At 67.6% G+C, this 19,891-nt stretch carries 25 protein-coding genes, 1 tRNA gene and 1 pseudogene; 11 read left to right on the top strand and 16 right to left on the bottom strand.

Translation table 11 applies throughout. The annotated features are described in order from the left end of the window. Window positions 1-106 precede the first annotated feature (106 nt). From ald to T398_RS22870, 9 genes are all read left to right on the top strand, one after another. Window positions 107-1,222: an alanine dehydrogenase gene (gene ald / locus T398_RS22910; RefSeq protein WP_496449876.1), complete on the top strand. Its 1,116-nt coding sequence runs from the start codon at window positions 107-109 to the stop codon at window positions 1,220-1,222. After that, complete coding sequence (locus tag T398_RS22905) at window positions 1,219-2,220, top strand: site-specific tyrosine recombinase XerD (protein WP_496449903.1); 1,002 nt, start codon at window positions 1,219-1,221, stop codon at window positions 2,218-2,220. The genes ald and T398_RS22905 overlap by 4 nt, the downstream gene beginning before the upstream one ends. A gap of 168 nt (window positions 2,221-2,388) precedes the next feature. Beyond that, window positions 2,389-3,312: a ParA family protein gene (locus tag T398_RS22900; protein ID WP_018733367.1), complete on the top strand. Its 924-nt coding sequence runs from the start codon at window positions 2,389-2,391 to the stop codon at window positions 3,310-3,312. 44 nt (window positions 3,313-3,356) lie between these two features. Continuing rightward, complete coding sequence (locus T398_RS22895; RefSeq protein ID WP_496449875.1) at window positions 3,357-4,430, top strand: segregation and condensation protein A; 1,074 nt, start codon at window positions 3,357-3,359, stop codon at window positions 4,428-4,430. After that, window positions 4,423-5,247 carry an SMC-Scp complex subunit ScpB gene (scpB, locus tag T398_RS22890; RefSeq protein ID WP_496449873.1) on the top strand — a complete coding sequence of 275 codons (825 nt, stop codon included), beginning with the start codon at window positions 4,423-4,425 and terminating at the stop codon, window positions 5,245-5,247. Before T398_RS22895 ends, scpB begins: the two co-directional genes overlap by 8 nt. After that, window positions 5,234-6,004, top strand: a complete 771-nt coding sequence (locus T398_RS22885; protein ID WP_496449871.1) for a pseudouridine synthase — start codon at window positions 5,234-5,236, stop codon at window positions 6,002-6,004. The genes scpB and T398_RS22885 overlap by 14 nt, the downstream gene beginning before the upstream one ends. Before the next feature lie 169 nt (window positions 6,005-6,173). Then, window positions 6,174-6,857 (top strand): (d)CMP kinase, encoded by a 684-nt coding sequence (gene cmk / locus T398_RS22880; RefSeq protein ID WP_496449869.1) that lies wholly within the window; start codon window positions 6,174-6,176, stop codon window positions 6,855-6,857. Next, window positions 6,854-8,257 (top strand): ribosome biogenesis GTPase Der, encoded by a 1,404-nt coding sequence (der, locus tag T398_RS22875; RefSeq protein WP_496449867.1) that lies wholly within the window; start codon window positions 6,854-6,856, stop codon window positions 8,255-8,257. Before cmk ends, der begins: the two co-directional genes overlap by 4 nt. A gap of 128 nt (window positions 8,258-8,385) precedes the next feature. After that, a tRNA-Pro gene (locus T398_RS22870) sits at window positions 8,386-8,459 on the top strand. A gap of 69 nt (window positions 8,460-8,528) precedes the next feature. On the opposite strand, the gene T398_RS22865 is transcribed toward T398_RS22870, so the two are convergent. The 13 genes from T398_RS22865 to T398_RS22805 form a co-directional block, all read right to left on the bottom strand. Continuing rightward, the gene (locus T398_RS22865; protein WP_496449866.1) at window positions 8,529-9,662 is read right to left on the bottom strand and encodes a site-specific integrase; all 1,134 of its coding nucleotides are present in this window, start codon (window positions 9,660-9,662) and stop codon (window positions 8,529-8,531) included. Continuing rightward, window positions 9,659-9,877 carry a helix-turn-helix domain-containing protein gene (locus tag T398_RS22860; RefSeq protein ID WP_496449864.1) on the bottom strand — a complete coding sequence of 73 codons (219 nt, stop codon included), beginning with the start codon at window positions 9,875-9,877 and terminating at the stop codon, window positions 9,659-9,661. The genes T398_RS22865 and T398_RS22860 overlap by 4 nt, the downstream gene beginning before the upstream one ends. A 66-nt stretch (window positions 9,878-9,943) precedes the next feature. Beyond that, window positions 9,944-11,692, bottom strand: coding sequence for a replication initiator (locus T398_RS22855; RefSeq protein ID WP_496449863.1), 1,749 nt, complete (start codon window positions 11,690-11,692; stop codon window positions 9,944-9,946). Then, the gene (locus tag T398_RS22850; RefSeq protein WP_028568531.1) at window positions 11,692-11,955 is read right to left on the bottom strand and encodes a hypothetical protein; all 264 of its coding nucleotides are present in this window, start codon (window positions 11,953-11,955) and stop codon (window positions 11,692-11,694) included. The genes T398_RS22855 and T398_RS22850 overlap by 1 nt, the downstream gene beginning before the upstream one ends. Beyond that, window positions 11,952-12,815, bottom strand: coding sequence for a DUF2637 domain-containing protein (locus T398_RS22845; protein WP_496449861.1), 864 nt, complete (start codon window positions 12,813-12,815; stop codon window positions 11,952-11,954). The genes T398_RS22850 and T398_RS22845 overlap by 4 nt, the downstream gene beginning before the upstream one ends. After that, window positions 12,815-13,192 carry an RRQRL motif-containing zinc-binding protein gene (locus T398_RS22840; protein ID WP_496449860.1) on the bottom strand — a complete coding sequence of 126 codons (378 nt, stop codon included), beginning with the start codon at window positions 13,190-13,192 and terminating at the stop codon, window positions 12,815-12,817. Before T398_RS22840 ends, T398_RS22845 begins: the two co-directional genes overlap by 1 nt. After that, window positions 13,192-13,488, bottom strand: a complete 297-nt coding sequence (locus T398_RS22835; protein ID WP_496449859.1) for a hypothetical protein — start codon at window positions 13,486-13,488, stop codon at window positions 13,192-13,194. The genes T398_RS22840 and T398_RS22835 overlap by 1 nt, the downstream gene beginning before the upstream one ends. Further along, complete coding sequence (locus tag T398_RS22830) at window positions 13,488-13,931, bottom strand: DUF6197 family protein (protein WP_496449901.1); 444 nt, start codon at window positions 13,929-13,931, stop codon at window positions 13,488-13,490. Before T398_RS22830 ends, T398_RS22835 begins: the two co-directional genes overlap by 1 nt. An 86-nt stretch (window positions 13,932-14,017) precedes the next feature. Next, window positions 14,018-14,227 (bottom strand): hypothetical protein, encoded by a 210-nt coding sequence (locus T398_RS22825; RefSeq protein ID WP_029024252.1) that lies wholly within the window; start codon window positions 14,225-14,227, stop codon window positions 14,018-14,020. After that, the gene (locus T398_RS22820; protein ID WP_496449858.1) at window positions 14,224-15,087 is read right to left on the bottom strand and encodes an FtsK/SpoIIIE domain-containing protein; all 864 of its coding nucleotides are present in this window, start codon (window positions 15,085-15,087) and stop codon (window positions 14,224-14,226) included. Before T398_RS22820 ends, T398_RS22825 begins: the two co-directional genes overlap by 4 nt. An 87-nt stretch (window positions 15,088-15,174) precedes the next feature. Beyond that, window positions 15,175-16,116: a hypothetical protein gene (locus T398_RS22815; protein ID WP_496449856.1), complete on the bottom strand. Its 942-nt coding sequence runs from the start codon at window positions 16,114-16,116 to the stop codon at window positions 15,175-15,177. Window positions 16,117-16,217: 101 nt separating this feature from the next. Beyond that, a complete protein-coding gene (locus T398_RS22810; protein ID WP_051274326.1) occupies window positions 16,218-16,427 on the bottom strand; it encodes a hypothetical protein in 210 nt (69 codons plus the stop codon). A gap of 255 nt (window positions 16,428-16,682) precedes the next feature. Beyond that, on the bottom strand, window positions 16,683-17,003 hold the full coding sequence (locus T398_RS22805; protein WP_028568539.1) for a hypothetical protein: 321 nt from the start codon (window positions 17,001-17,003) through the stop codon (window positions 16,683-16,685). Window positions 17,004-17,178: 175 nt separating this feature from the next. Between T398_RS22805 and T398_RS22800 the strand changes: the two genes are divergently transcribed. After that, a complete protein-coding gene (locus T398_RS22800; RefSeq protein WP_496449853.1) occupies window positions 17,179-17,937 on the top strand; it encodes an XRE family transcriptional regulator in 759 nt (252 codons plus the stop codon). A 4-nt stretch (window positions 17,938-17,941) separates the two neighbouring features. Then, complete coding sequence (locus T398_RS22795; protein WP_080667547.1) at window positions 17,942-18,412, top strand: NUDIX domain-containing protein; 471 nt, start codon at window positions 17,942-17,944, stop codon at window positions 18,410-18,412. On the opposite strand, the gene T398_RS22790 is transcribed toward T398_RS22795, so the two are convergent. The 3 genes and pseudogenes from T398_RS22790 to T398_RS22780 form a co-directional block, all read right to left on the bottom strand. Beyond that, the gene (locus T398_RS22790; protein WP_028568540.1) at window positions 18,400-18,966 is read right to left on the bottom strand and encodes an HD domain-containing protein; all 567 of its coding nucleotides are present in this window, start codon (window positions 18,964-18,966) and stop codon (window positions 18,400-18,402) included. The two genes, T398_RS22795 and T398_RS22790, sit on opposite strands and share 13 nt — an antisense overlap. Window positions 18,967-19,136: 170 nt before the next feature. Continuing rightward, a complete protein-coding gene (locus tag T398_RS22785) occupies window positions 19,137-19,448 on the bottom strand; it encodes a hypothetical protein (protein ID WP_496449850.1) in 312 nt (103 codons plus the stop codon). Window positions 19,449-19,452: 4 nt separating this feature from the next. Further along, a pseudogene (locus T398_RS22780) lies at window positions 19,453-19,891 on the bottom strand (IS481 family transposase); the annotation flags it as partial.

The following is a 19,891-nucleotide window of genomic DNA, read 5'->3' as shown; positions in this document are numbered from 1 at the left end:
CAACTCCGGCCTAGACTGCCGCCGGCGGGACTTGAGCACTGCGGCAACGGAGCCGCAGTGACGCCGTGTAGCCGGGGCGAGCAGCCCTGGAGGAGGGGGCTGCATCGTGAAGGTCGGCATCCCACGTGAGATCAAGAATCACGAGTACCGAGTGGCGATCACGCCTGCGGGCGTCAACGAGTTCGTCCGCGCCGGCCATCAGGTCCTCATCGAGTCCGGCGCCGGCGCCGGCTCCAGCACCAGCGACAAGGACTTCGCCGCCGCCGGCGCCACGATCCTCCCCACCGCGGACGAGGTGTGGGAGAGCGCCGAGCTGGTACTGAAGGTCAAGGAGCCGGTCGCAGAGGAGTACCACCGGATGCAGCCGGGCCAGGTCCTCTTCACCTACCTGCACCTGGCCGCCTCCAAGGAGTGCACCGACGCGCTGATGGACCGCGGGGTCACCGCCATCGCGTACGAGACCGTCGAACTGCCCGACCAGTCGCTGCCCCTGCTCGCCCCGATGTCCGAGGTGGCCGGGCGGCTCGCCCCGCAGGTCGGCGCCTACCACCTACAGGCCCAGGGCGGTGGACGTGGCGTACTGATGGGCGGCGTCTCCGGCGTGTACGCGGCGAAGACCGTGGTGATCGGTGCCGGCGTCTCCGGGATGAACGCCGCCGCCATCGCGCTCGGCCTCCAGGCCGAGGTGCTGCTGCTGGACAAGAACGTGGCCCGGCTGCGGCAGGCCGACGCGATCTACCGAGGGCACCTGCAGACGATCTCCTCCAACGCGTACGAGATCGAACGGGCGGTGCTGGACGCGGACCTGGTCATCGGCGCGGTGCTGGTGCCCGGCGCCAAGGCACCGACCCTGATCTCGAACGAGCTGGTCGCCCGGATGAAACCGGGCAGCCTGCTGGTCGACATCTCCATCGATCAGGGGGGCTGCTTCGAGGACTCGCATCCCACCACCCACGCCGACCCCACGTACTCGGTGCACAACTCCGTCTTCTACTGCGTGGCGAACATGCCCGGGGCGGTGCCACACACCAGCACCTACGCGCTGACCAACGTGACCCTGCCGTACGCCCTGGAACTGGCCAACTTCGGTTGGCGGGAGGCACTGCGTCGGGACCCCGCGCTCGCACTGGGCCTGAACACCCACGATGGTCAGGTCGTCTACGGCCCGGTCGCCGACGCGCACGGCGTGGCCGCCCTGCCACTGGCCGAGGTGCTGGCCTGACCGGCGGCGAGGAAGCCACAGCGGCCGAGGCCGGACCGGCTCCCGCGCCGGCCCTACGCCGCGCCGTCCGCGGCTACCTGGACCACCTCGCCGTCGAGCGGGGACTCGCGGCGAACACCCTCGCCTCGTACCGGCGGGACCTGGCCCGCTACCTGGACACCCTCGCGTCGAGCGGGGTGACCGACCTGGCGTCGGTCGCCCCGGGCCAGGTGGAAGCCCACCTGGCCCGGCTGCGCGTCGGGGACGAGGAACGCCCGCCCCTCGCGGCGTCCTCCGCGGCCCGGGCCGTCAGCGCCGTACGCGGTCTGCACCGCTTCGCGCTGCGCGAGGGCCTGGCCGGGGCCGACCCGAGCCGGGAGGTCCGCCCACCCGCACCGCCCCGCCGGCTGCCCCGGGCGCTGCCGGTTGACGACGTGATCCGGCTGTTGGACGCCGCCGCCGGTCCGGTCTCCGCCGGCGGTGCGGAGGCACCGCTCGGGCTGCGGGACCGGGCGCTGCTGGAGTTCCTGTACGGCACCGGCGCGCGGATCTCCGAGGCGGTCGGCGCCGCCGTCGACGACCTGGACACCGACGCCGGTGCGGTACACCTGCGGGGCAAGGGTGGGCGGAACCGACTGGTCCCGATCGGCGGGTACGCCGTGGCTGCGCTGCACGCCTACCTGGTGCGCGCCCGCCCCGGCCTCGCCGCCGCCGGCCGAGGCACTCCGGCGGTCTTCCTCAACTCCCGCGGCGGCCCGTTGTCCCGGCAGGGTGCCTGGGCCATCCTGCGCGGCGCCGCCCGGCGCGCCGGCCTGCCGGATACCGGGCCGCAGGCGGTCTCCCCACACACGTTGCGTCACTCCTACGCCACTCACCTACTCGACGGTGGCGCCGACGTGCGCGTGGTGCAGGAACTTCTCGGCCACGCCTCGGTCACCACCACCCAGGTTTACACGCTGGTCACCGTCGAACGGCTACGGGAGGTGTACGCGACCGCCCACCCGCGGGCGCTCGGTTGACGGGTGTGACACGCCGGACCGGTGCTGAGCGGCCTGCTCGTCGGTGGCGTACAGTCAGGTTCGGCGCGGACCTGGCGGAAGTGACGCGGCCAGGATTCGCGACGGCGTCGCGAAGGACGTCGGTCGGCTCCGACGCCGGTGTGGTCGTCGGGAGGGGGCAACGAAGACATGGTTGGCAACGGTGGCCGTGCCGAGACCTGGACGTCGGAGCTCCGCGAGCAGCAGTCCACACTCGGCAATGACCTGGGCCCGGCAGATCCGGCCGCATACACCACGCGGAAGCCGATCCCCGAACCGATGCCGACTGATCGGCACGGCCCCGCCCGCATCATCGCGATGGCGAACCAGAAGGGCGGGGTCGGCAAGACCACCACGACCATCAACCTGGGCGCCGCGCTGGCCGAGTATGGCCGCCGGGTGCTGCTGGTCGACTTCGACCCGCAGGGCGCCCTCTCGGTCGGTCTGGGAGTCAACCCGCACAACCTCGACCTGTCGGTCTACAACCTCCTCATGCAGGACGACGTTACCTGCGACGATGTGCTGATCAAGACCGACGTGGCAGGGCTGCACCTGCTTCCGGCCAATATTGACCTCTCCGCTGCCGAGATTCAGCTGGTCAACGAGGTCGCCCGGGAGATGGCGCTGGCGCGGGTGCTGAAGAGCATCCGCAAGGAATACGACTTCATCCTGATTGACTGCCAGCCCTCCCTGGGGCTACTGGCGATCAACGCGCTGACCGTTTCCCACGGTGTGCTCATCCCGTTGGAGTGCGAGTTCTTCAGCCTCCGCGGCGTGGCCCTGCTGCTGGACACAATCGACAAGGTTCGCGAGCGACTCAACTTCGACCTGGAGCTTGAAGGCATCCTCGCCACCATGTATGACAGCCGCACCACCCACTGTCGCCAGGTGCTGCAGCGGGTGGTCGAGGCTTTCGGCGACAAGGTCTACCAGACGGTGATCACCAAGACCGTGAAGTTCCCCGAGTCCACTGTCGCCGGGGCACCGATCACCACCCTCGACCCGGCCTCCTCCGGCGCGCGTAACTACCGGCAACTCGCCCGTGAGGTGATCGCCGCCCAGGCGGAGCGGTAGACCGGCAGCCAGGCGGAGCGGTATACCGGGAGTGGGGCGCCCAGGTGGTGGACTACGGTTTGCCGGTGACCGCACCGCCCCTCGACCAGCCCGCATCCTCCGGGGCCAGTACCACCGCCAGCGGCGGGGAGGAGACCAGCGGTTTCACCGTTCGGTTGGCCAACTTCACCGGCCCGTTCGACCTGCTGCTGCAACTGATCAGCAAGCACAAGCTCGACGTCACCGAGGTGGCGTTACACCAGGTAACCGACGAGTTCATCGCCTACCTGCGGGCATCGGGTGAGCACTGGGATCTGGACGAGACCAGCGAGTTCCTGCTCGTCGCCGCCACTCTGCTCGACCTCAAAGCGGCCCGGTTGCTACCCGCCGCCGAGGTCGAGGACGAGGCGGACCTGGCCCTGCTGGAAGCCCGGGATCTGCTCTTCGCGCGGCTGCTGCAGTACAAGGCGTACAAGGAGGCGGCGGCGCACATCGCGGCGCTCGAGGAGATCGGCGGGCGGCGGTACCCGCGGGCGGTGACGCTGGAGCCACGGTACGCGCAGGCCCTGCCCGACCTGGTGTTCGGCATCGGCCCGCAGCGGCTACGGGACCTGGCTGTCCGGGTGTTCACCCCGAAACCGCCGCCCGAGGTGTCCATCGCGCACGTGCACCAGGTGCGGGTCAGCGTCCGGGAGCACGCCGAGATCATTGCTGAGCGGTTACGCCGGGTCGGTACGGCCACGTTCACCGGGCTCTGTCCGGACTGCGAGAACCTTCTCGAGGTGGTGGCCCGCTTCCTCGCCCTGCTGGAACTCTACCGGGAAGGGCTGGTCGCCTTCGCCCAGGAAGAGGCCCTGGAAGAGCTGACCGTACGCTGGACCGGCCCCCTCGACGGCGGTGATGACCTGGATATCGACGAGTATGCGGGGACGCTCCCCACCGTCGGGTCCGACGGGGCCCGGCGGGCCGACTCGGGGCCGGTCGACTCCGGGCCGGTCAATTCGGGGGCAGCCGACTCCGGGCCGGCCGACTTCAGGCGCGGGGAGGCAACGCCACTCCCGGCGACCAGGTCGTACCCGGCCGGGTCGGCGCCACCCGGCGGAAGGCCGGCTACGACAGAGGACGAGCGAGATGGGTGACGAGGAACACGGGGACTCCCTGGCCGACCAGGCCGCCGCGTGGATCCCGCCATGGGAACGCCACCGCGAGACATCGGCCAAACCGGTCGAGGAGGCACAAGCCGCTACCGCGCCGAGCGGGGGAGAACCCAACCCCGAACCACCCGGTGCCGCCGAGAATGGCCGCACCGTCGCCGTACCCGGAGAATCGGCTGGTGCTGGCCGGGAATCTGTACCCGACCGGGGACGATCCCGCCAACGGGGGCCGGCGCCACCCCCCGCGTCGGTGCTCGGCGACGCCGAGCTGCACGGCGCCCTGGAAGCGATCCTCCTGGTCGTGGACGAGCCGGTCGCCGAGACGACCCTCGCCGACGTGCTGGAGCAGCCGCTCGAACGGGTCCGGGCGATGCTGCACGCCATCTCCACCGACTACACCACCCGCGGGCACGGCTTCGAGCTGCGCCGAGCAGCCGGCGGGTGGCGGCTGTACACCCGACCGGAATACGCCGGGTACGTGGAGCGGTTCGTCCTCGACGGCCAGACCGTACGGCTGACCCAGGCCGCGCTGGAGACCCTGGCCGTGGTCTCCTACAAACAGCCGGTGACCCGATCCCGGATCTCCGCCATCCGCGGTGTGAACTGCGACGGGGTGATCCGTACCCTGGTCTCCCGCGGACTGGTGGAGGAGTGCGGCACCGAACCGGAAACCGGTGCCCACCTTTACCGGACCACCTCCCTGTTCCTGGAGAAGCTCGGCGTGGACAGCATCACCGACCTGCCGCCGCTCGCTCCGTTCCTCCCCGACGATGTGGAAGACCTCGCCGATGCCTCGCGATAACCGCGCCCCGAAACCCGACGCGCCCGTTTACACCGGCCCGGAACGCCTCCAGAAGGTGCTCGCCGCCGCCGGTGTCGGATCTCGACGTGCCTGCGAAGATCTGATCTTCCGCCGGCGGGTGACAGTGAACGGCCGAGTCGCCCAGCTCGGTGACCGGGCGGATCCGACCACCGACACCATCCAGGTAGACGGTGAGCGCCTCCAGGCCGACACCCGTCTGGTCTACCTCGCCATGAACAAGCCCCGGGGCGTCGTCTCCACCATGGCAGACGAGAAGGGCCGGACTGCCCTCGCCGATTTCCTCGGCAACCGGGTGGAACAGCGGGTCTACCACGTCGGACGGCTCGACGCGGACAGCGAGGGCCTGCTGTTGCTCACCAACGACGGCACGCTCGCGCATCGCCTCATGCACCCCTCCTACGGGGTGCCCAAGACCTACCTGTGTGAGGTCTCCGGTCCGATTCCGCGGTCGCTGGGCCGGCGCCTCGCCGCCGGTGTCGAGCTGACCGACGGCCCGGTGACGGTGGACGCGTTCCGCCTCGTGGACACGCTGGGCAAAACCGCCCAGGTAGAGGTCACCCTGCACGAAGGACGCAAACACATCGTGCGGCGCCTACTCGATGCGGTCGGCCATCCGGTGTCCCGGCTGGTGCGTACCTCGATCGGGCCGATCCGACTCGGGGACCTCCGCGCCGGGCGCACCCGTCGGCTCACCAACGCGGAGGTCGCCGCGTTGTTCAAGGCGGTCGGCGACTGACGCCCGCGGTGGCGGGTACCGCAGCCGGTAAGCTCCGTGCGGCCCACCGCGTGGGGGGGCGGTCGCTGCCGGAGGTCCGGCACGAGGGGACCGCACCGTGCCAGGCATCATTGTCGGCGGGCAGAAACCGCTCGCGGGTATCGCGAGGTACGGATTGAGGAGGATTGCGGTGGAGGAAAACGTACGGACCGGGCGCTGCGTGGTCGCTGTGGATGGGCCGTCCGGTTCGGGTAAGTCCACCGTTTCCCGGCGACTCGCGATCGCCCTGGGTGCCCGCTACCTCGACACCGGCGCGATGTACCGGGCGGTCACCTGGGCGGTACTGCGCTCCGGAGTCGACCTGGCTGACCCGTCGGCCGTGGCCAAGGTCGCCGGAGAAACCGAGCTCGGCATCGGCACCGATCCCGAGGGATCCGGCGTGACCGCTGACGGCGTACCCGTCGAGGAGGAGATCCGCGGACCCGAGGTGACCGGGGCGGTCTCAGCCGTGGCCGCCGTACCGGCGGTCCGCTCGATGCTCGTCACCCGGCAGCGGGACCTCGCCACCGCCGCCGGTCGGATCGTGATGGAGGGGCGCGATATCGGCGCGGTGGTGGCCCCCGACGCTGATCTGAAGGTCTACCTGACCGCGTCCGTGGCGGCCCGGGCAGCCCGACGCAGCGCCGAGGACGCCACCGACGCGGGTCGCACCGCCGCCGACCTGGCCCGCCGGGACCAGTTGGACTCGACTCGCAAGGCCGACCCGATGACGCAAGCCCCGGACGCCGTGGTGCTGGACACCACCGAACTCGGCATTGACGAGGTCGTGGTGCGCCTGCAGGAGATGCTGGCCGAGCGGGGCGTGGATCGATGAACGAGCCAACCGGTTGGGTGGGGTGGGACGGCCCTGAACCCGGTGCCGAGGAGGCCACGGCCCCGCAGCCGGTGGTGGCCGTGGTTGGCCGGCCCAACGTGGGAAAATCGACGTTGGTAAACCGACTGATCGGGCGTCGGCAGGCGGTCGTCGAGGACGTACCCGGGGTGACCCGGGACCGGGTTCCATACGACGCGCAGTGGAACGGCCGACAGTTCGCTGTCGTCGACACCGGCGGCTGGGAGCCGGATGCGAAGGACCGTGCCGCCGCCATCGCCGCCCAAGCGGAGTCGGCCATCACCACCGCCGACGTGGTGCTGTTCGTGGTGGACGCGGTGGTGGGCGCCACTGACGTGGACGAGGCAGCAGTGAAGATGCTGCGCCGCAGCGCCAAGCCCGTGATCCTGGTGGCGAACAAGGCCGACAACAGCTCCATCGAAATGGAGGCATCCGCGCTCTGGTCGCTAGGTTTGGGGGAGCCCTATCCGATTTCGGCCCTACACGGCCGGGGCGCCGGCGAACTGCTCGACCTCATCCTGGACCGGCTACCGGAAGCACCCAAGATCGTCGAGGACCGTCCGCGTGGCCCCCGTCGAGTCGCCCTCGTCGGCCGGCCCAACGTCGGCAAGTCCAGCCTCCTCAACCGCTTCTCCGGGGAGATCCGGGCAGTCGTGGACGCGGTCGCCGGCACCACCGTCGACCCGGTGGACAGCCTGGTCGAGATCGGCGGCGAGGCCTGGCAGCTGGTCGACACCGCCGGCCTGCGCAAGCGGGTCGGCCAGGCCAGCGGCACCGAGTACTACGCGAGCCTGCGCACCGCCTCGGCGATCGAGGCCGCCGAGGTCGCAGTGGTCCTGCTTGACGCCAGCGAGGTCATCAGTGAACAGGACCAGCGAATCCTGTCGATGGTTACCGATGCCGGCCGGGCCCTGGTGATCGCCTTCAACAAGTGGGACCTGGTGGACGCCGACCGTCGGTACTACCTGGACCGGGAGATCGAGCGGGAGCTGCGCCGTATTCCCTGGGCGATCCGCCTGAACCTCTCCGCCCGGACCGGACGTGCGGTAGACAAGCTCGCCCCAGCGCTCCGGCGGGCACTGGCCAGCTGGGAGACGCGGGTACCGACGGCACAGCTCAACGCGTGGCTCACCGCGCTGGTGCAGGCGACCCCGCACCCGGTTCGTGGGGGGCGGGCACCGAAGATTCTCTTCGCCACCCAGGCGGGAGCGGCACCGCCGCGGTTCGTGCTGTTCACCACGGGCCCGCTGGACGCGGGCTATCAGCGGTTCGTGGAGCGCAAGCTCCGGGAAGAGTTCGGCTTCGAGGGCAGTCCGATCGAGATTTCGGTCCGCCCCCGCAAGAAGGTCGGCCCCGGTGGTCGCGGCAGGGCCCACGGCTAAACCGCAGCCCACCCCACCCTCCCGGCCTGCCCGGGAGGGTGGGCGTTGACACCGAGGGGTGGATACGGGCAGCGGAAAGATCGTGCGGTAAGCTGTACCGGCTGTCGCGGGGAAGCCGGCGGGAGCATCGGGACGTGGCGCAGCTTGGTAGCGCACTTGACTGGGGGTCAAGGGGTCGTCGGTTCGAATCCGGCCGTCCCGACGCAGTTCAAAGGGCACATCCGATTGATGGATGTGCCCTTTGCTTATCGCTGGGTGACTAGCTGAGTGACTATGCCTCAGCGCCGAAGAGCCGGTCCATGGTGATCGCGCCGCTCAAGAGCACCGGTCGAAGCTGGTGCCGGTATACGCCCTCGGTGACGGTCGTACCAGAGTGCCCACAGAGGTCGGCGATCTGTTCGATGCTCATGCCGCTGTCGGACAGCAGGGACACGAAGCTGTGTCGTAGCTCGCGTGGGGTCCAGTCGCGCGGATCAAGGTCCGCTTTGGCGACGACCGGGCGGAAGGCCCGAAGAACATTGTGCCGGTCGAGGGCTGTGCCGGCGGTGGAGGCGAAGACGAGGCAGTCATCATCAGGTCGGCCCTGGCGTTCATGGTGGGCGGTGAGGGCGCTCACGCACCGGGCTGGCAAAGCCAGTGTGCGGCGGGACTTCTTGGTCTTGGTGTCTCCGTCGACGCGGACCGAACGCCAGACCTGGATGGCGGGTGGCGTTGGTGGGTTGCGGTCCGGGTCGCCCGCCAGGTCAACGCGTGCCCAGGTGAGGGCACGGAGTTCTTCGGTACGTGCGCCCGTCAGAAGAGAAAGCACGATGTAGGCATGCAGCGAGCTGCCTTCGGCGGCAACCAGGAGCGCCAGGGCCTGGTCGAAGGTGAGCGACTTTGATGGTCGTCCGCTGCGGCCAGTCGGAACGGCGCAGAGAGCTACCACGTTACGTTTGACCTTGTCTCGCGCCATTGCACGGTTGACCGCGCGATTCAGCAAGGAATGGAGCAGCCGTAGGGTGCGGGTGCTCAGGTGGTGGGACTTGGCCAGGAGCCAGCGGTCCACGTCGGTAGCGCTGAGGTCCCGCAGCTTCCTCGCTCCGAGGTCGCTGATGATGTGGGAGCGCACGAGGGTGGTGTAGTTCGACTTGGTGTTTTCAGACTGCTGGGTGAGTCCGTAGGTGAGCCAGTCGTTGAGTGCATCGGCCACGGTGTGCCCGTCCTGGACTAAGCCGAGTCCGTCTTCGTAGTCGCGGATCTTCTCTCGCAGTTTGGTGCGGGCTTCGGTTTTGGTCTTGCCGCTGCCTTTGCGCACGATGCGTTTGCCGGCTGGGGTGTAGCCGACGGTGACGGTGGCGATCCAGCGGTGCCGGGCTTCGTCCCAGTGCAGGCCGCCTTCTCCTCGGGCGCGGCGGGCGGTCATCGGGTGCCTCCTTCCGTGGCTTCCTGTTCGAGTAGGTCGACGTAGGCGGTGATCGCTTCGGCGGGGACGAGGCGGGTGCGGCCTTGCTGGACGGTGCGCAGGCGCCCGGCGCGGATCTGTTCGTAGATCACGGAGCGGGACAGGCTGAGCAGGGTTACGGCTTCGGGGATGCGGTAGAGCGCCTTTCTGTCGGGTGCGGTCAGGGTGGTGGGCAAAGGCGTGTCCTCTCTTCTGGGCGTCGGTTGACCATCAAGCCGGTCTTGACTGAAGGGGTGGGCGAGTCAGGCAACGATGGCGAACTCCTCTCGTGCGATCTGGTGTCGCTCTCTGGCCATCGCGGCGGCGGTGTTGGCGAGGAGGGCGTCTCCGGTGGTGTGCCAGCCGACGCCGATGAAGGTGAGGGTGCCGACGATCAGGGGCGGGTCGTTGTCGAGTCGGTCGGCTAGTTGGCCGCCGGCCGGAGGGTGTTCGTGGGCCTGGTGCTCGTGGCGGCGGTAGGCGACGCGGGTGTCGCGTAGGAGCTGGAACGTGACGGAGTAGCGGCGGGATTTGGTGAGGAAGTGGCCGCCGTAGCCGAGCATGTGTGCCCATCGGCGTAGTCGGGTGTATGGGTTGGTGGCTTGTGGCTGGTTGGCGGGTTTGGTGTCAAGGGCGGCTTGACGGTGGGCGACGCAGGTGGGGCAGGTGGGGTAGCGGGTGTGGGTGCCGCAGTCGGGGCACTGCCAGCGGTCGATGAAGCTGGGTGTGGGTCGGGGGTCGCGGGGCCGTTCCGATAGGGGGACGGGTGTGCCGGTAGGTCGGCCGATGCGCCAGCAGGCGTCGATGAGGCGGGCGGTGTGGTCGCCGTCTGGGTCGGCGTAGTCGCCGATGGTGTCGGCGGTGAGGCGGGTGGAGGTGTGCCCGGTGGCCTCGGTGCTTTTGGTGGCGTATTTGGCAAGGTAGCCGGCGACCATGCCGTCGGTGACGTCACCGTCGGTGCCGGTGGTGATTGGCTCTAGGTCGACTTGTTCGCCCCAGGTGATCGGCCAGCCGTCGGGCCGGTCCGGGTGTGAGGGGGTGTCGAAGGTGATCTGTTCGGCGGCGTGGCGGAGGGCGTCGATGAGGTCGGCAGTGGTGAATCCGGCGGGCGGGGGCACGATGGTGTCGGGGTCCTGGCCGTCGACGCCGTCGAGGCGGGCTACGGCGTGGAAGTGGACTGCTCCGCGTGCTTGGAGTTCGGCGACTTTGCCGGGTGAGAGTCGTACTGGGGTAACTGTGCGGGTTTTGCCGGTGGCGGTGACGACCTCGACGCGGGGGATGCCGCGGCGTCGGGCGAGTTTGGCCAGCCAGCGTTGGGCGGCTTGTTTGGTGCGGTGCCAGAGTTCGCCGGAGAACAGGTTGAATACGACCTGGTGGTCGTGGTCGTAGCAGTCGGGGCATAGCGGTCGGCCGAGGGCGGTGTCGCCGGGTTCGTGACGGGCCCAGCAGACGGCGGGCCGGTTGTGGGGGCATAGGCCGTGGTCGCGTCGGGCGTGGCAGGGTTCGGGTCGGCAGTCGCAGCGGTGGCGGTTGCCGCAGGTGTGTTTGCGTACCACGCGGGTGTGGACGGTGCCGAAGGATGGTGCGGTGAAGGTGGCGAACACTGCCGGGTGCGCGGCGACGGTTTCGGGGATGCCTTTGCCGCCGACGAGGCCGGCGCGGAGGAGTTGGTAGGCGTCGCGTTGGTAGGTGTGGGCGCAGGAGGGGCAGATGGTGGCGCGGCGGTTGCCGCAGGCGGTGTAGATGGCGGCGTCGGGCATGGTGTCGGTGTGCCGCTGGTGGAGCACACGGCCGGTCGCCTGTTCGACGGTGTAGAGGTTGCCGGCGAGGCGGATGGGGCGGGTGCAGGCTGCGGCGGCGCGGACGTGGTCGAGCCAGCCGTGGTAGTCGGGTTGGGTGGCGCGGTGGAAGGCGGAGCCGGCGGCGGTGTAGTCGTAGACGGGTGGGGTGTCGGCGTTCGAGCCCACACCCCGGGCGGTAGCGCGGGGTGTGAGGTCCAGCGTCGATGCCATCAAGCGCCCACCTCGTGGGGGCGGGTGGTGATGGTGTGTTCGGTGATGATGGTGCGGCAGGCGCCGCATTGGCGTTTGGCCGGTTCGTGTCGGTGACACGGGATTCGGGTGGTGGTGTTGCCGCAACGGATGGTGACCGGTGCGCGGCAGGGTCCGCCGGGGGTGATGTCGATGACGGTGCGGCGGGTGTCGTAGGGGTGTGGCTGGTGGTGGGCGGGGCAGGTGTGGGTGGTGTGCGTGATGTCGACCAGGACGATGGTCATCGGGCATCACCGGTAAGGACGTGGTGTCCGTTGATGGGGGTGGGGTTGAGGGCGGCGAGGAGGCCGCCGGCGGTGGCCGGGGTGACATCGAGCCGGTCGGCCAGTTCGGTCGGGGTGATCGGGGTACCGGTGTGTTGTTCGTGCTGCACAGCGGCGAACCGGGCCATGGGCAGCATGTGGGTCGGAACGTCGACCGCCTCCGGTGCCGGTTCCGGTGTCGGTGGGGTGGCGGGTTGCGGGTCGATGGCCGGTGTGGTGGCCGGGTCCGGATCGAGAGTCGGCGTGGTGGCCGGGGTCGGCGGTTCGTTGCCGAGCTGGCCGAGGTTGTCCGCCGGTTCGGTGGGTTCGGCGGGTGGTGTGGTGTGCGGGTTTTTGGCCGCGAGGTCGCGGGCGGCGGTGAGTAGTGCGGTGGCTTCGGCTTCGATGGCGGCGAAGTCAGGTCGGATGCGTCCGGCGACGAGTTCGACGCCGATGACGAGGACGACCACCAGGGCGAAGACCGCGCGGAGGGCGAGGCTGCCGGGTGAGGCGAAGTTGATGGTGGCCGACAGTAGGGCGGCACCGGCGAAGACGACCATGGCTCCGCGTTTGGCGTCGCGGGCGATGCCCGCGGTGCGTACGACGGTGAGCATGGACACCATGGCGGCGTCGAAGATCAGTGGGACGAGGTAGGCGAAGTAGCCGGCGTTTTGGGTCCACAGGTAGTGGGCCTGGTGCAGGTAGCTGGTCAGCAGCGCCCCGAGCAGTACGAACCGGTTGTAGCGCTTGATCACGCTGATCGCTTTGAGCATGGTCGGTACCGCGTTGCGGGCGTACTCGGTGGCGAACTGTTCGGTGAAGCTGGCCGAGTCCGTGGGCATCAGTAGCTTCCTTCGTGGCAGTCGAGGCAGCAGCCGGTGCGGCGGGGGATGTAGTAGGGCTGCACGAGGCCGCATACGCGGCAGGTGCGGCGGGCGCGTAGGGCTTTGGTGATGGCCTGCCGTTGCGCGGGGGTGGCGGTGCGTTTGGGTTTGGCCTGGTCGAGGCGGTAGAGGTAGGCGACTCTGTCGCCGCGTCGCCAGAGGATCTGAGCGACGGGGTCGTTGCCGCCGGGGCGTAGACCGGCCGCGCGGAGTTGCCGGCGGGTGGCCAGACCGGTGGGGGCCATCCGGTAGGGGAAGGTGGGGAACCCGTAGCGGGTGCCGAGCGGGTCGTAGAAACGGACCCGTAGACCGGTGCGGTCAGCGAAGTCGGTCATCACCGGTCACTGCCCCAGCGTTGTTGGGCTGCTTGGCGGCTGATGCCGAGGCGGGTGCCGATTTCGGTCCAGGAGTAGCCGAAGGCGCGTAGGCCGACGACGGCGTCGGTGATGGCGTTGTCGAGGGTTGTGGACAGGGCGATGAGGTCGCGGAGGGCTTCGACGTCTCCGGTGGCGACGCGGCGGCCGTGGGCGCGGATGATGCGGCGGGCGAAGCCTGCGAACTCGTCGTTCTCTACGACCTCACGCCGCTTCTGCCGTGGCGTGGGTGTCAAGGACGTGTTGACGGTGAACATCAGTTCTCACCTCCGGTGGGGTTGAGTCGGTCCCACTCGTCGCCGGCTGTTTCGAGGGCGGTGATGACCTGCTCGGCGGTACGCTCCGGGTCGTCGTTCCACGAGTAGGGCGAGGTGTGCTCGTCGATGACGAAGCCGTCCTCGTTGACGAGGAACAGGGGCTCGTGGGTGTCGAGGTAGCCGACGAAGGCGCTCAGTGCGGCGAGGTAGTCGGCGCGCATGTCGGATTCGAGCTGGGTGACGTGCTCCACCGTGTGTCCGGCACAGGCGATGCCGATGGCTCCGGCGGCGCAGGCCGGCGGGGTCGGGTAGTCCTTGGGGGTGGTGGGGGCGTAGTAGGTGCCCTGCGTCCAGCCGTGCTGGCGGAGGTAGAGGGCGGCCATTCGCAGCAGGTCGGCGGTGGTGACCGGTGCGTGGGTGGGTGTGTGGTGGGTAGCCTTCATGGCAGCCACGTCCTTTCGGTAGGGCTGTTGGTGGGGTCGGCAGGACCAGCACTGCTGCCAGGCGGAGGTTTGGTCCTGCCGGCCGGCTATGTGGTGCGGAGCCGCAGGTAGCGGCGGTGGCGGGAGTCGCCACCACCCATCGGGTGTGGGGCGGAGACGTAGACGAGTCGTCCGGTGCGGCTAGCGGCGTCGATCATCATGGCGAGGTCGTCGGGATTCCCGGTGACCCAGATTTCGGTGTACTGGGCGGCGCGTTGGTTGTTCGCGCGGGCCCGGGCGGCTTCCCGGGTGCTCATGCCGCCAGCCCCATCTCGGGTAGACCGGTGGTGCGGGTGGGGGTTCGGGTCCAGGCGGCGTAGTCGGCGATGTTGTAGATGTCGGTGTCGGTGAGGTAGGCGGCCTTGATCCGGCGGGGCATGCCGCCTTCGGCCAGGAGGTAGGCCGCGCCCTGGTTGGTGGGGGCGATGTCGGAGGCGGTGTAGCCCTGCTCGGCCCACCCCTGTCCGAGGATGATGTTCGAGCTGTTCAGTGAGGTGCAGCGGAACGCGGCCCGGTAGCCGAACAGGTCCCGCAGGCTGGCGGGGATGATGTCCCACGAGGGGCGTTGGGTGGCGGCGACGACCGGCATGCCGCAGGCCCGGCCGAGGGAGACCAGCCCGCGTAGGAGGGTGGAGAACTCTTCCTGCTGGGCTTTGGTGCCGAGCACGGTGGAGTACATGGCGAGTTCGTCGATGACGGTGAGGATGACGGTCATACCGTCGTCGGGGCCGAGCTTGCGGCGTCGGTTGGCCAGCAGCCAGGTGTAGCGGTTGGTGGCCACGACCAGCAGCCGGCGCAGGGTGTCGATGCCGTGGTCGATGTCGGGGCCGATGAACGCGTCAGCGAGGTCGCGCCAGGGGCCGAGTTCGACGAGTTTGGCGTCGAAGAGCACCAGGCGGGTGTTGTCACACAGCACGCCGTGGCCGCAGATGTTGTTGACCAGGCCGGATTTGCCTCCGCCGGGCTCTCCGGCGGCGAGCAGGTTGTGGTAGACGACGTCGAGGTAGACGGGCTGACCGAACTCGTCGATCCCGATGAACACCGGGTCGAACATTGACAGGCCAGCACCCACCGGCACCGCAGCAGTGGTTGTGGTGGTGGGAATCGTGGTGGTCATCAGTGCCCTCCAAGAGGCCAGTGACGGGGCGCGAGAAGCCCGCACGAACGAGCCGCGATGGCTCCTCGCGTTCCAAATGGGTAAGGGTCAGATCCAGTCGGAGACGTCGTCGTCGGCGTCCGACGAGGAGGAAGCCGTCGGCTTGCTGCCGTTGGCGGTGGGGGCCGGCTTCTTGCCGGCGGTGGGTTTGGCCTGGGTCGGGAGAGTGACCGTCGGCACCTCAACGTCCGGCAGGTCCAGGGCAGTCGGGACCGTCAGCGGCGACGCCGATGCCGGGGCGCTCGGGTCGATCACGTCGACCAGCGGAGAGTTCACCCGGGCGTCGAGCACCTCACGGCGCTTGATGTCGAAGCGCACGTAGGCGGCGTTGCCCTCCGAAGCGCGCTCGATGAGCACGGTGGAGGCGTGGCAGGTTACGGCGATCTTGTCCAGGCGACCTTCCAGGTCCTTGGCCGACAGGCCAGGGCGTAGGTAGACCCAGACCCGTTCACCGACCGGGGTCGGTGTGGCCCACAGGATCAGCGGCAGACTGCCGGACTGATTGGCGATGATGAACTGCGCGAAGCACACCCGCAGCCGGTGGCGCACGATCAGGCACCAGGACCAGGCGATCACCAGGCGGCGAAGCTTGGGGATGCCGGCGGGAACGCCGACGACCACCGTGACCACCATGAGGGTGACCAGGGTTGAGGTGTGGTTAGCCAGGTGTACCCAGCCGGTCAGTAGCACGACCGCCAGCAGGATCTCGGTGCTCCACCACCACAACAGCCGGATGACCGGCCAAACCCGAACCAGTAGCCACGCAAACGCGCCAGCGGGAACCGCGATGAGTGCGCCGAGGAGTAACGCGACGATCGGGTGCAGGTAGGAGGTGGCCACCACGGCGGCGAGGCCACCGACAATGATCGCGGTAAGGACGAACGCCACCTTGGCGTTGCGGGCTGAGGACCGGTGAACCCGGGCCTCGATGACTGTCACCGTTCCGGTGGACTTCCCGCCGAAGCGGCGACGGGGGCTAGACTTGGACATGACACGTCCTCCCAAGCGATTGGGGTGGATGGGTTGGAGAGCGCGGGGCCGGCAGGTGTAGGAGCCAGTACCGGCCCCGAGCTCAGAATTTGGGTGTGTAATCAGCGGCGGTTGCTGTTACGGGGCTTCGGCTCGCGGTAGAGCGAGAAAGCAAGAACAGTAGGGTTGGTGTAACCCTTGGTGGCGAGATCCTGACGGATCAGAGCGATTTCGGAAGCGCCTTCGATGCGCTTCGAGAGCCTGAAATCGATAGCAGCGATACCCAGCCCATTCGGGGACTGGAAACTGAAGGAAATGTAGTAGCGGAACATCGTGTTCCTCCTTTTGACAGCGGCCAACGGCCGCAGATGAAATAAGGGAAGAACCGGCACCGAGGCCGGCAAGGCACAAGGGGCCACACCGGCCCCGTGCAACAAAAGTCGGCAACCATGGGGCTGCCAGGGCCGGGAGCGTAGGAGCCAGAAACACTCCCGGACCAGAATGGGATCAGAGCAGCGGACCGTAGGCCGCTTCACGCGCAACGCGCGTCAGACACCAGAAGCTCACGCAGCACAGATGAGCAGAACCTACTTACCCGCCGAACTACCAGCCTTCGACTTCAGCGACACGGCACGAAACGCAACACCGTTACGCCCGTTGGTCGCCCACGGAATGGCCTCCAACTGCTCGACAGCGACAAGCACCCCCACCGTCACGCTCGGCTTCTCACCCGCCGTGGTGATGGTGATGATCTCACCGCCAGTCTCGTCGAGAACGAAGACCTGGGTCGACCACATGAGCCGGCCAGTGTTCTTCTCCGACCGCTGATTGCCGTTCTGGTCGTTCTTCGGCTCCGGGTCCCTCGTCACCTGAACCTGCTTGCTCGCGGTGTCCACGTACAGCTTCACAACAAACCTCCTGAGTGTCAGGCCAGGTACTGAGCTTGTCTCCGGTGGACTCTTGCTCGTGGCCTCTGCCCATAAGACTTCCGAAAGTTCGGGGACAGCCCGACCTACAGCCTGGACGACTAGGGACGTCTTTGCTATCGTAGATGCGTCCTAGTCGTCCCCTAAGGAGGGTCCGATGGCAAACGATCGACTACGGGACTCGATCCTGCAGCATGGCCTGACCCCTGCTTTGGTGGCTGAGAAGGTCGGTGTTGATGCGAAGACAGTGGAGCGGTGGATCTCTCAGGATCGGACTCCGTATCCCCGCCACCGACGCGCTATCGCGGCACTCCTTCGAGAGGGTGAGCTATACCTATGGCCAAAGGCAGTGACCCCGGAGGAGGCGTCGAAGATCGGACAGAGTGAAGTCGTTCAGCTCTACTCTCGTCGGTCATCGGTGCCATACGAGCTGTGGCAAAGGCTCATTGAACGCGCTGAAAAGCGAATCGATGTCCTTGCCTATGCTGGCCTTTTTCTCGTGGAGCAGGACCGGCGACTGATCGACACTCTACGCCAAAAGGCTCTAGATGGTGTCACCGTGACAATCTTGCTGGGAGATCCGACCAGTGCTGCAATCGAGCGGCGAAGCGTCGAAGAAAGTACACCCGGCGTCATGGCTGCGAAAATTCGTCAGGTAAAACAATACTATGATCGGCTTGACGGTGTTTCCGCTATCAAGGTTCGATATCACGACACAACCCTTTACAACTCAATCTATCGATTTGACGACGAGATGCTCGTCAACATGCACGTTTACAGCTTTCCCGCGCCGCACGCACCCGTCATGCATTTGCGTCAATTGTCTGGCGGTGATCTGTTCAGCACCTACGCCGACAGCTTTGACCAGGTCTTAGCGACTTCCCGGCCGGGACCACGTAACGAGATGGCAGCCTAGGCTCGTGGCTAGGACTGAGCACTACCACGACCCGGACGCGCCGAAAGCCAACAGTATCGTTGTGGCTGTCTCTGTTTTCGTGCGCGACGAGAGCGGGCGAGTCCTGCTGATACAACGCAGTGACAACGGGCTGTGGTCCCTTCCGGGCGGTGGACAGGAGGTCGGGGAGAGTGTGGCGCAAACAGCTGTCCGGGAGACATGGGAAGAGACTGGAATTACCGTGACGGTCACCGGAATGGTGGGTGTCTATTCAGATCCCTGCCACGTCGTCGCCTACACTGATGGCGAGGTGCGGCAACAATTTTCCCTGTGCTTCCGGGCCAGTCCGGTTAAGGGAATTCTAACGTGTAGCGATGAGTCCGTCGATGTCCGCTGGGTGCGACGCAACGAGTTAGACAGCTACGACATTCACGCATCAACCCTGCTACGCATTACGCACGGATACGAGGAGTGCAGCAAACCCTACATTGGCTGAGGTGAGCGTTGCGCGAATCGGGTCTGAGTGCGCTGCACGGCAGCAACCATCTCCGGCTCCGCCCGGTCGATGAAGCGTGTTACCAGATGTTTTGGGCCATAACGGGATCGGATCTCCGCCAACCGCTCGAGCACATCAAAATCTTGGCCATCAGGCCCAGTCGTCATGTCCGAGAAGCAGAGGGCATCAACGACGGCTGACTCTTCGCGAGGGAACTCGGCGGCAAGAGCATCGTGTAGCCCGCGCTCCTCCGCTTCCATCCATGCACACGAGTGGTGGGCAACCAGGCCGGCAATCCGGTCATCAAACCGTTCCCGCCGTAACCATCTACCTCCGTCGAGGGAGTGAAACCCGGTATCGACGAGGTCGGGGCTGTAGCCCACGTCATGGAGCCAAGCGGAAGCCACCAACGCGTCACGATCCTCGTGTGAAACCGCCTCGCTGATAGTGCGGGCTTTTGCCGCTACGGCCCGGACATGGCTCCAACGGCGAGGCAGCGAGTCTTCCAGCTTGGTACGTGCGATCTCCCGAGCAATATCGACGATGGCGTCCATGCGTGCAGCCTACGAAACCCCTCGCCCAGCTCGCTATCCCGCAGACGGGCGAACGGGGTATGTGCAGGTGCCGGCCGGCTGCCGGCGATGTCGGGTCTCAGGACCTGCGTGACAGATCAGTCTCGGGACGTGGGTGACACGTCCGGCTAGACGATCTTGTTTCTTGGTGTTCAGTCTGTCTCTTGGAGGGCCTGCACGAGAGTGTGGATGGTGCTGTAGAACTCGGTCCTTGGCCAGGGCGGTGTCTCCGGGGTGCCTTTCCAGGTGAGGTGGATGAGTGCCCAGCGTTCGGGAAGTCGAACGAGGATGTCGTCCGACGCCTGGGACCTGGCAACGATCCTGGTGGGCTGGCCGTGCAGCGGGTGGCCGGGGGCCACCTCGATAAGAAGTTCGGTGTGCAGGGCTTTGCGTTGTTGTCGTTCGACGGAGTCGTCTCCGCGTAGGTCCCACCACGGGTCGGTGAAGGTGGGTTGTTTCTCCATGGTCTCATTCTTGCGCAGTTCGTGGTGGTTCGGGCTTGCGGACCTTGAGGCGGGTGATGTCCTTGCCGGTGGTTCGGGGGACCTCGGTGAGGAGTTGATCGCCGTCGTAGACACGGAAGGTGGTGTCGCCGGCTTCGACGGTCAGTGTTCGACCGGCTTGGATTTTACCTACCTGGATGCGTTGGCCGGCGGCGACGAGGGTTCCTCGGCAGCTGACTCGACGTTCGACTCGTAGCGGTTCGGCTGGTGAGGTTGGTGGGGGTCCGGCGGGGCGGGCGTCGCGGATGTCGGCGATTTTGGCTGATGTCAGCGGGTTTGGCAGGCTTCGCAGCAGGACTCCGTCGGCGCTGATCTGCATGAGGCCGCGGTCGAGTCGGACGGTGACGCGGCGGCCGGCCAAGTGGTAGCCAACGGGGTGTTGCCGGCCGGCGAGGCTGATCAGG

Source organism: Salinispora goodfellowii (assembly GCF_059570675.1).
The sequence above is the reverse complement of the archived record's forward strand: the minus strand, read 5'-3'. Positions and strand labels throughout refer to the sequence as shown.

Excerpts from the sequence above, each read along its gene's own strand:
- T398_RS22840 (WP_496449860.1), bottom strand. The coding sequence starts at position 13,192 with ATGACCGACTTCGCTGACCGCACCGGTCTACGGGTCCGTTTCTACGAC.
- T398_RS22790 (WP_028568540.1), bottom strand. The coding sequence starts at position 18,966 with ATGGACGCCATCGTCGATATTGCTCGGGAGATCGCACGTACCAAGCTG.
- T398_RS22900 (WP_018733367.1), top strand. The coding sequence starts at position 2,389 with ATGGTTGGCAACGGTGGCCGTGCCGAGACCTGGACGTCGGAGCTCCGC.
- T398_RS22815 (WP_496449856.1), bottom strand. The coding sequence starts at position 16,116 with ATGTCCAAGTCTAGCCCCCGTCGCCGCTTCGGCGGGAAGTCCACCGGA.
- T398_RS22800 (WP_496449853.1), top strand. The coding sequence starts at position 17,179 with ATGGCAAACGATCGACTACGGGACTCGATCCTGCAGCATGGCCTGACC.
- T398_RS22850 (WP_028568531.1), bottom strand. The coding sequence starts at position 11,955 with ATGACCATCGTCCTGGTCGACATCACGCACACCACCCACACCTGCCCC.
- T398_RS22820 (WP_496449858.1), bottom strand. The coding sequence starts at position 15,087 with ATGACCACCACGATTCCCACCACCACAACCACTGCTGCGGTGCCGGTG.
- T398_RS22855 (WP_496449863.1), bottom strand. The coding sequence starts at position 11,692 with ATGGCATCGACGCTGGACCTCACACCCCGCGCTACCGCCCGGGGTGTG.
- T398_RS22845 (WP_496449861.1), bottom strand. The coding sequence starts at position 12,815 with ATGCCCACGGACTCGGCCAGCTTCACCGAACAGTTCGCCACCGAGTAC.
- scpB (WP_496449873.1), top strand. The coding sequence starts at position 4,423 with ATGGGTGACGAGGAACACGGGGACTCCCTGGCCGACCAGGCCGCCGCG.
- T398_RS22830 (WP_496449901.1), bottom strand. The coding sequence starts at position 13,931 with ATGAAGGCTACCCACCACACACCCACCCACGCACCGGTCACCACCGCC.
- T398_RS22835 (WP_496449859.1), bottom strand. The coding sequence starts at position 13,488 with ATGTTCACCGTCAACACGTCCTTGACACCCACGCCACGGCAGAAGCGG.
- T398_RS22885 (WP_496449871.1), top strand. The coding sequence starts at position 5,234 with ATGCCTCGCGATAACCGCGCCCCGAAACCCGACGCGCCCGTTTACACC.
- T398_RS22785 (WP_496449850.1), bottom strand. The coding sequence starts at position 19,448 with ATGGAGAAACAACCCACCTTCACCGACCCGTGGTGGGACCTACGCGGA.
- T398_RS22825 (WP_029024252.1), bottom strand. The coding sequence starts at position 14,227 with ATGAGCACCCGGGAAGCCGCCCGGGCCCGCGCGAACAACCAACGCGCC.
- der (WP_496449867.1), top strand. The coding sequence starts at position 6,854 with ATGAACGAGCCAACCGGTTGGGTGGGGTGGGACGGCCCTGAACCCGGT.
- T398_RS22810 (WP_051274326.1), bottom strand. The coding sequence starts at position 16,427 with ATGTTCCGCTACTACATTTCCTTCAGTTTCCAGTCCCCGAATGGGCTG.
- T398_RS22865 (WP_496449866.1), bottom strand. The coding sequence starts at position 9,662 with ATGACCGCCCGCCGCGCCCGAGGAGAAGGCGGCCTGCACTGGGACGAA.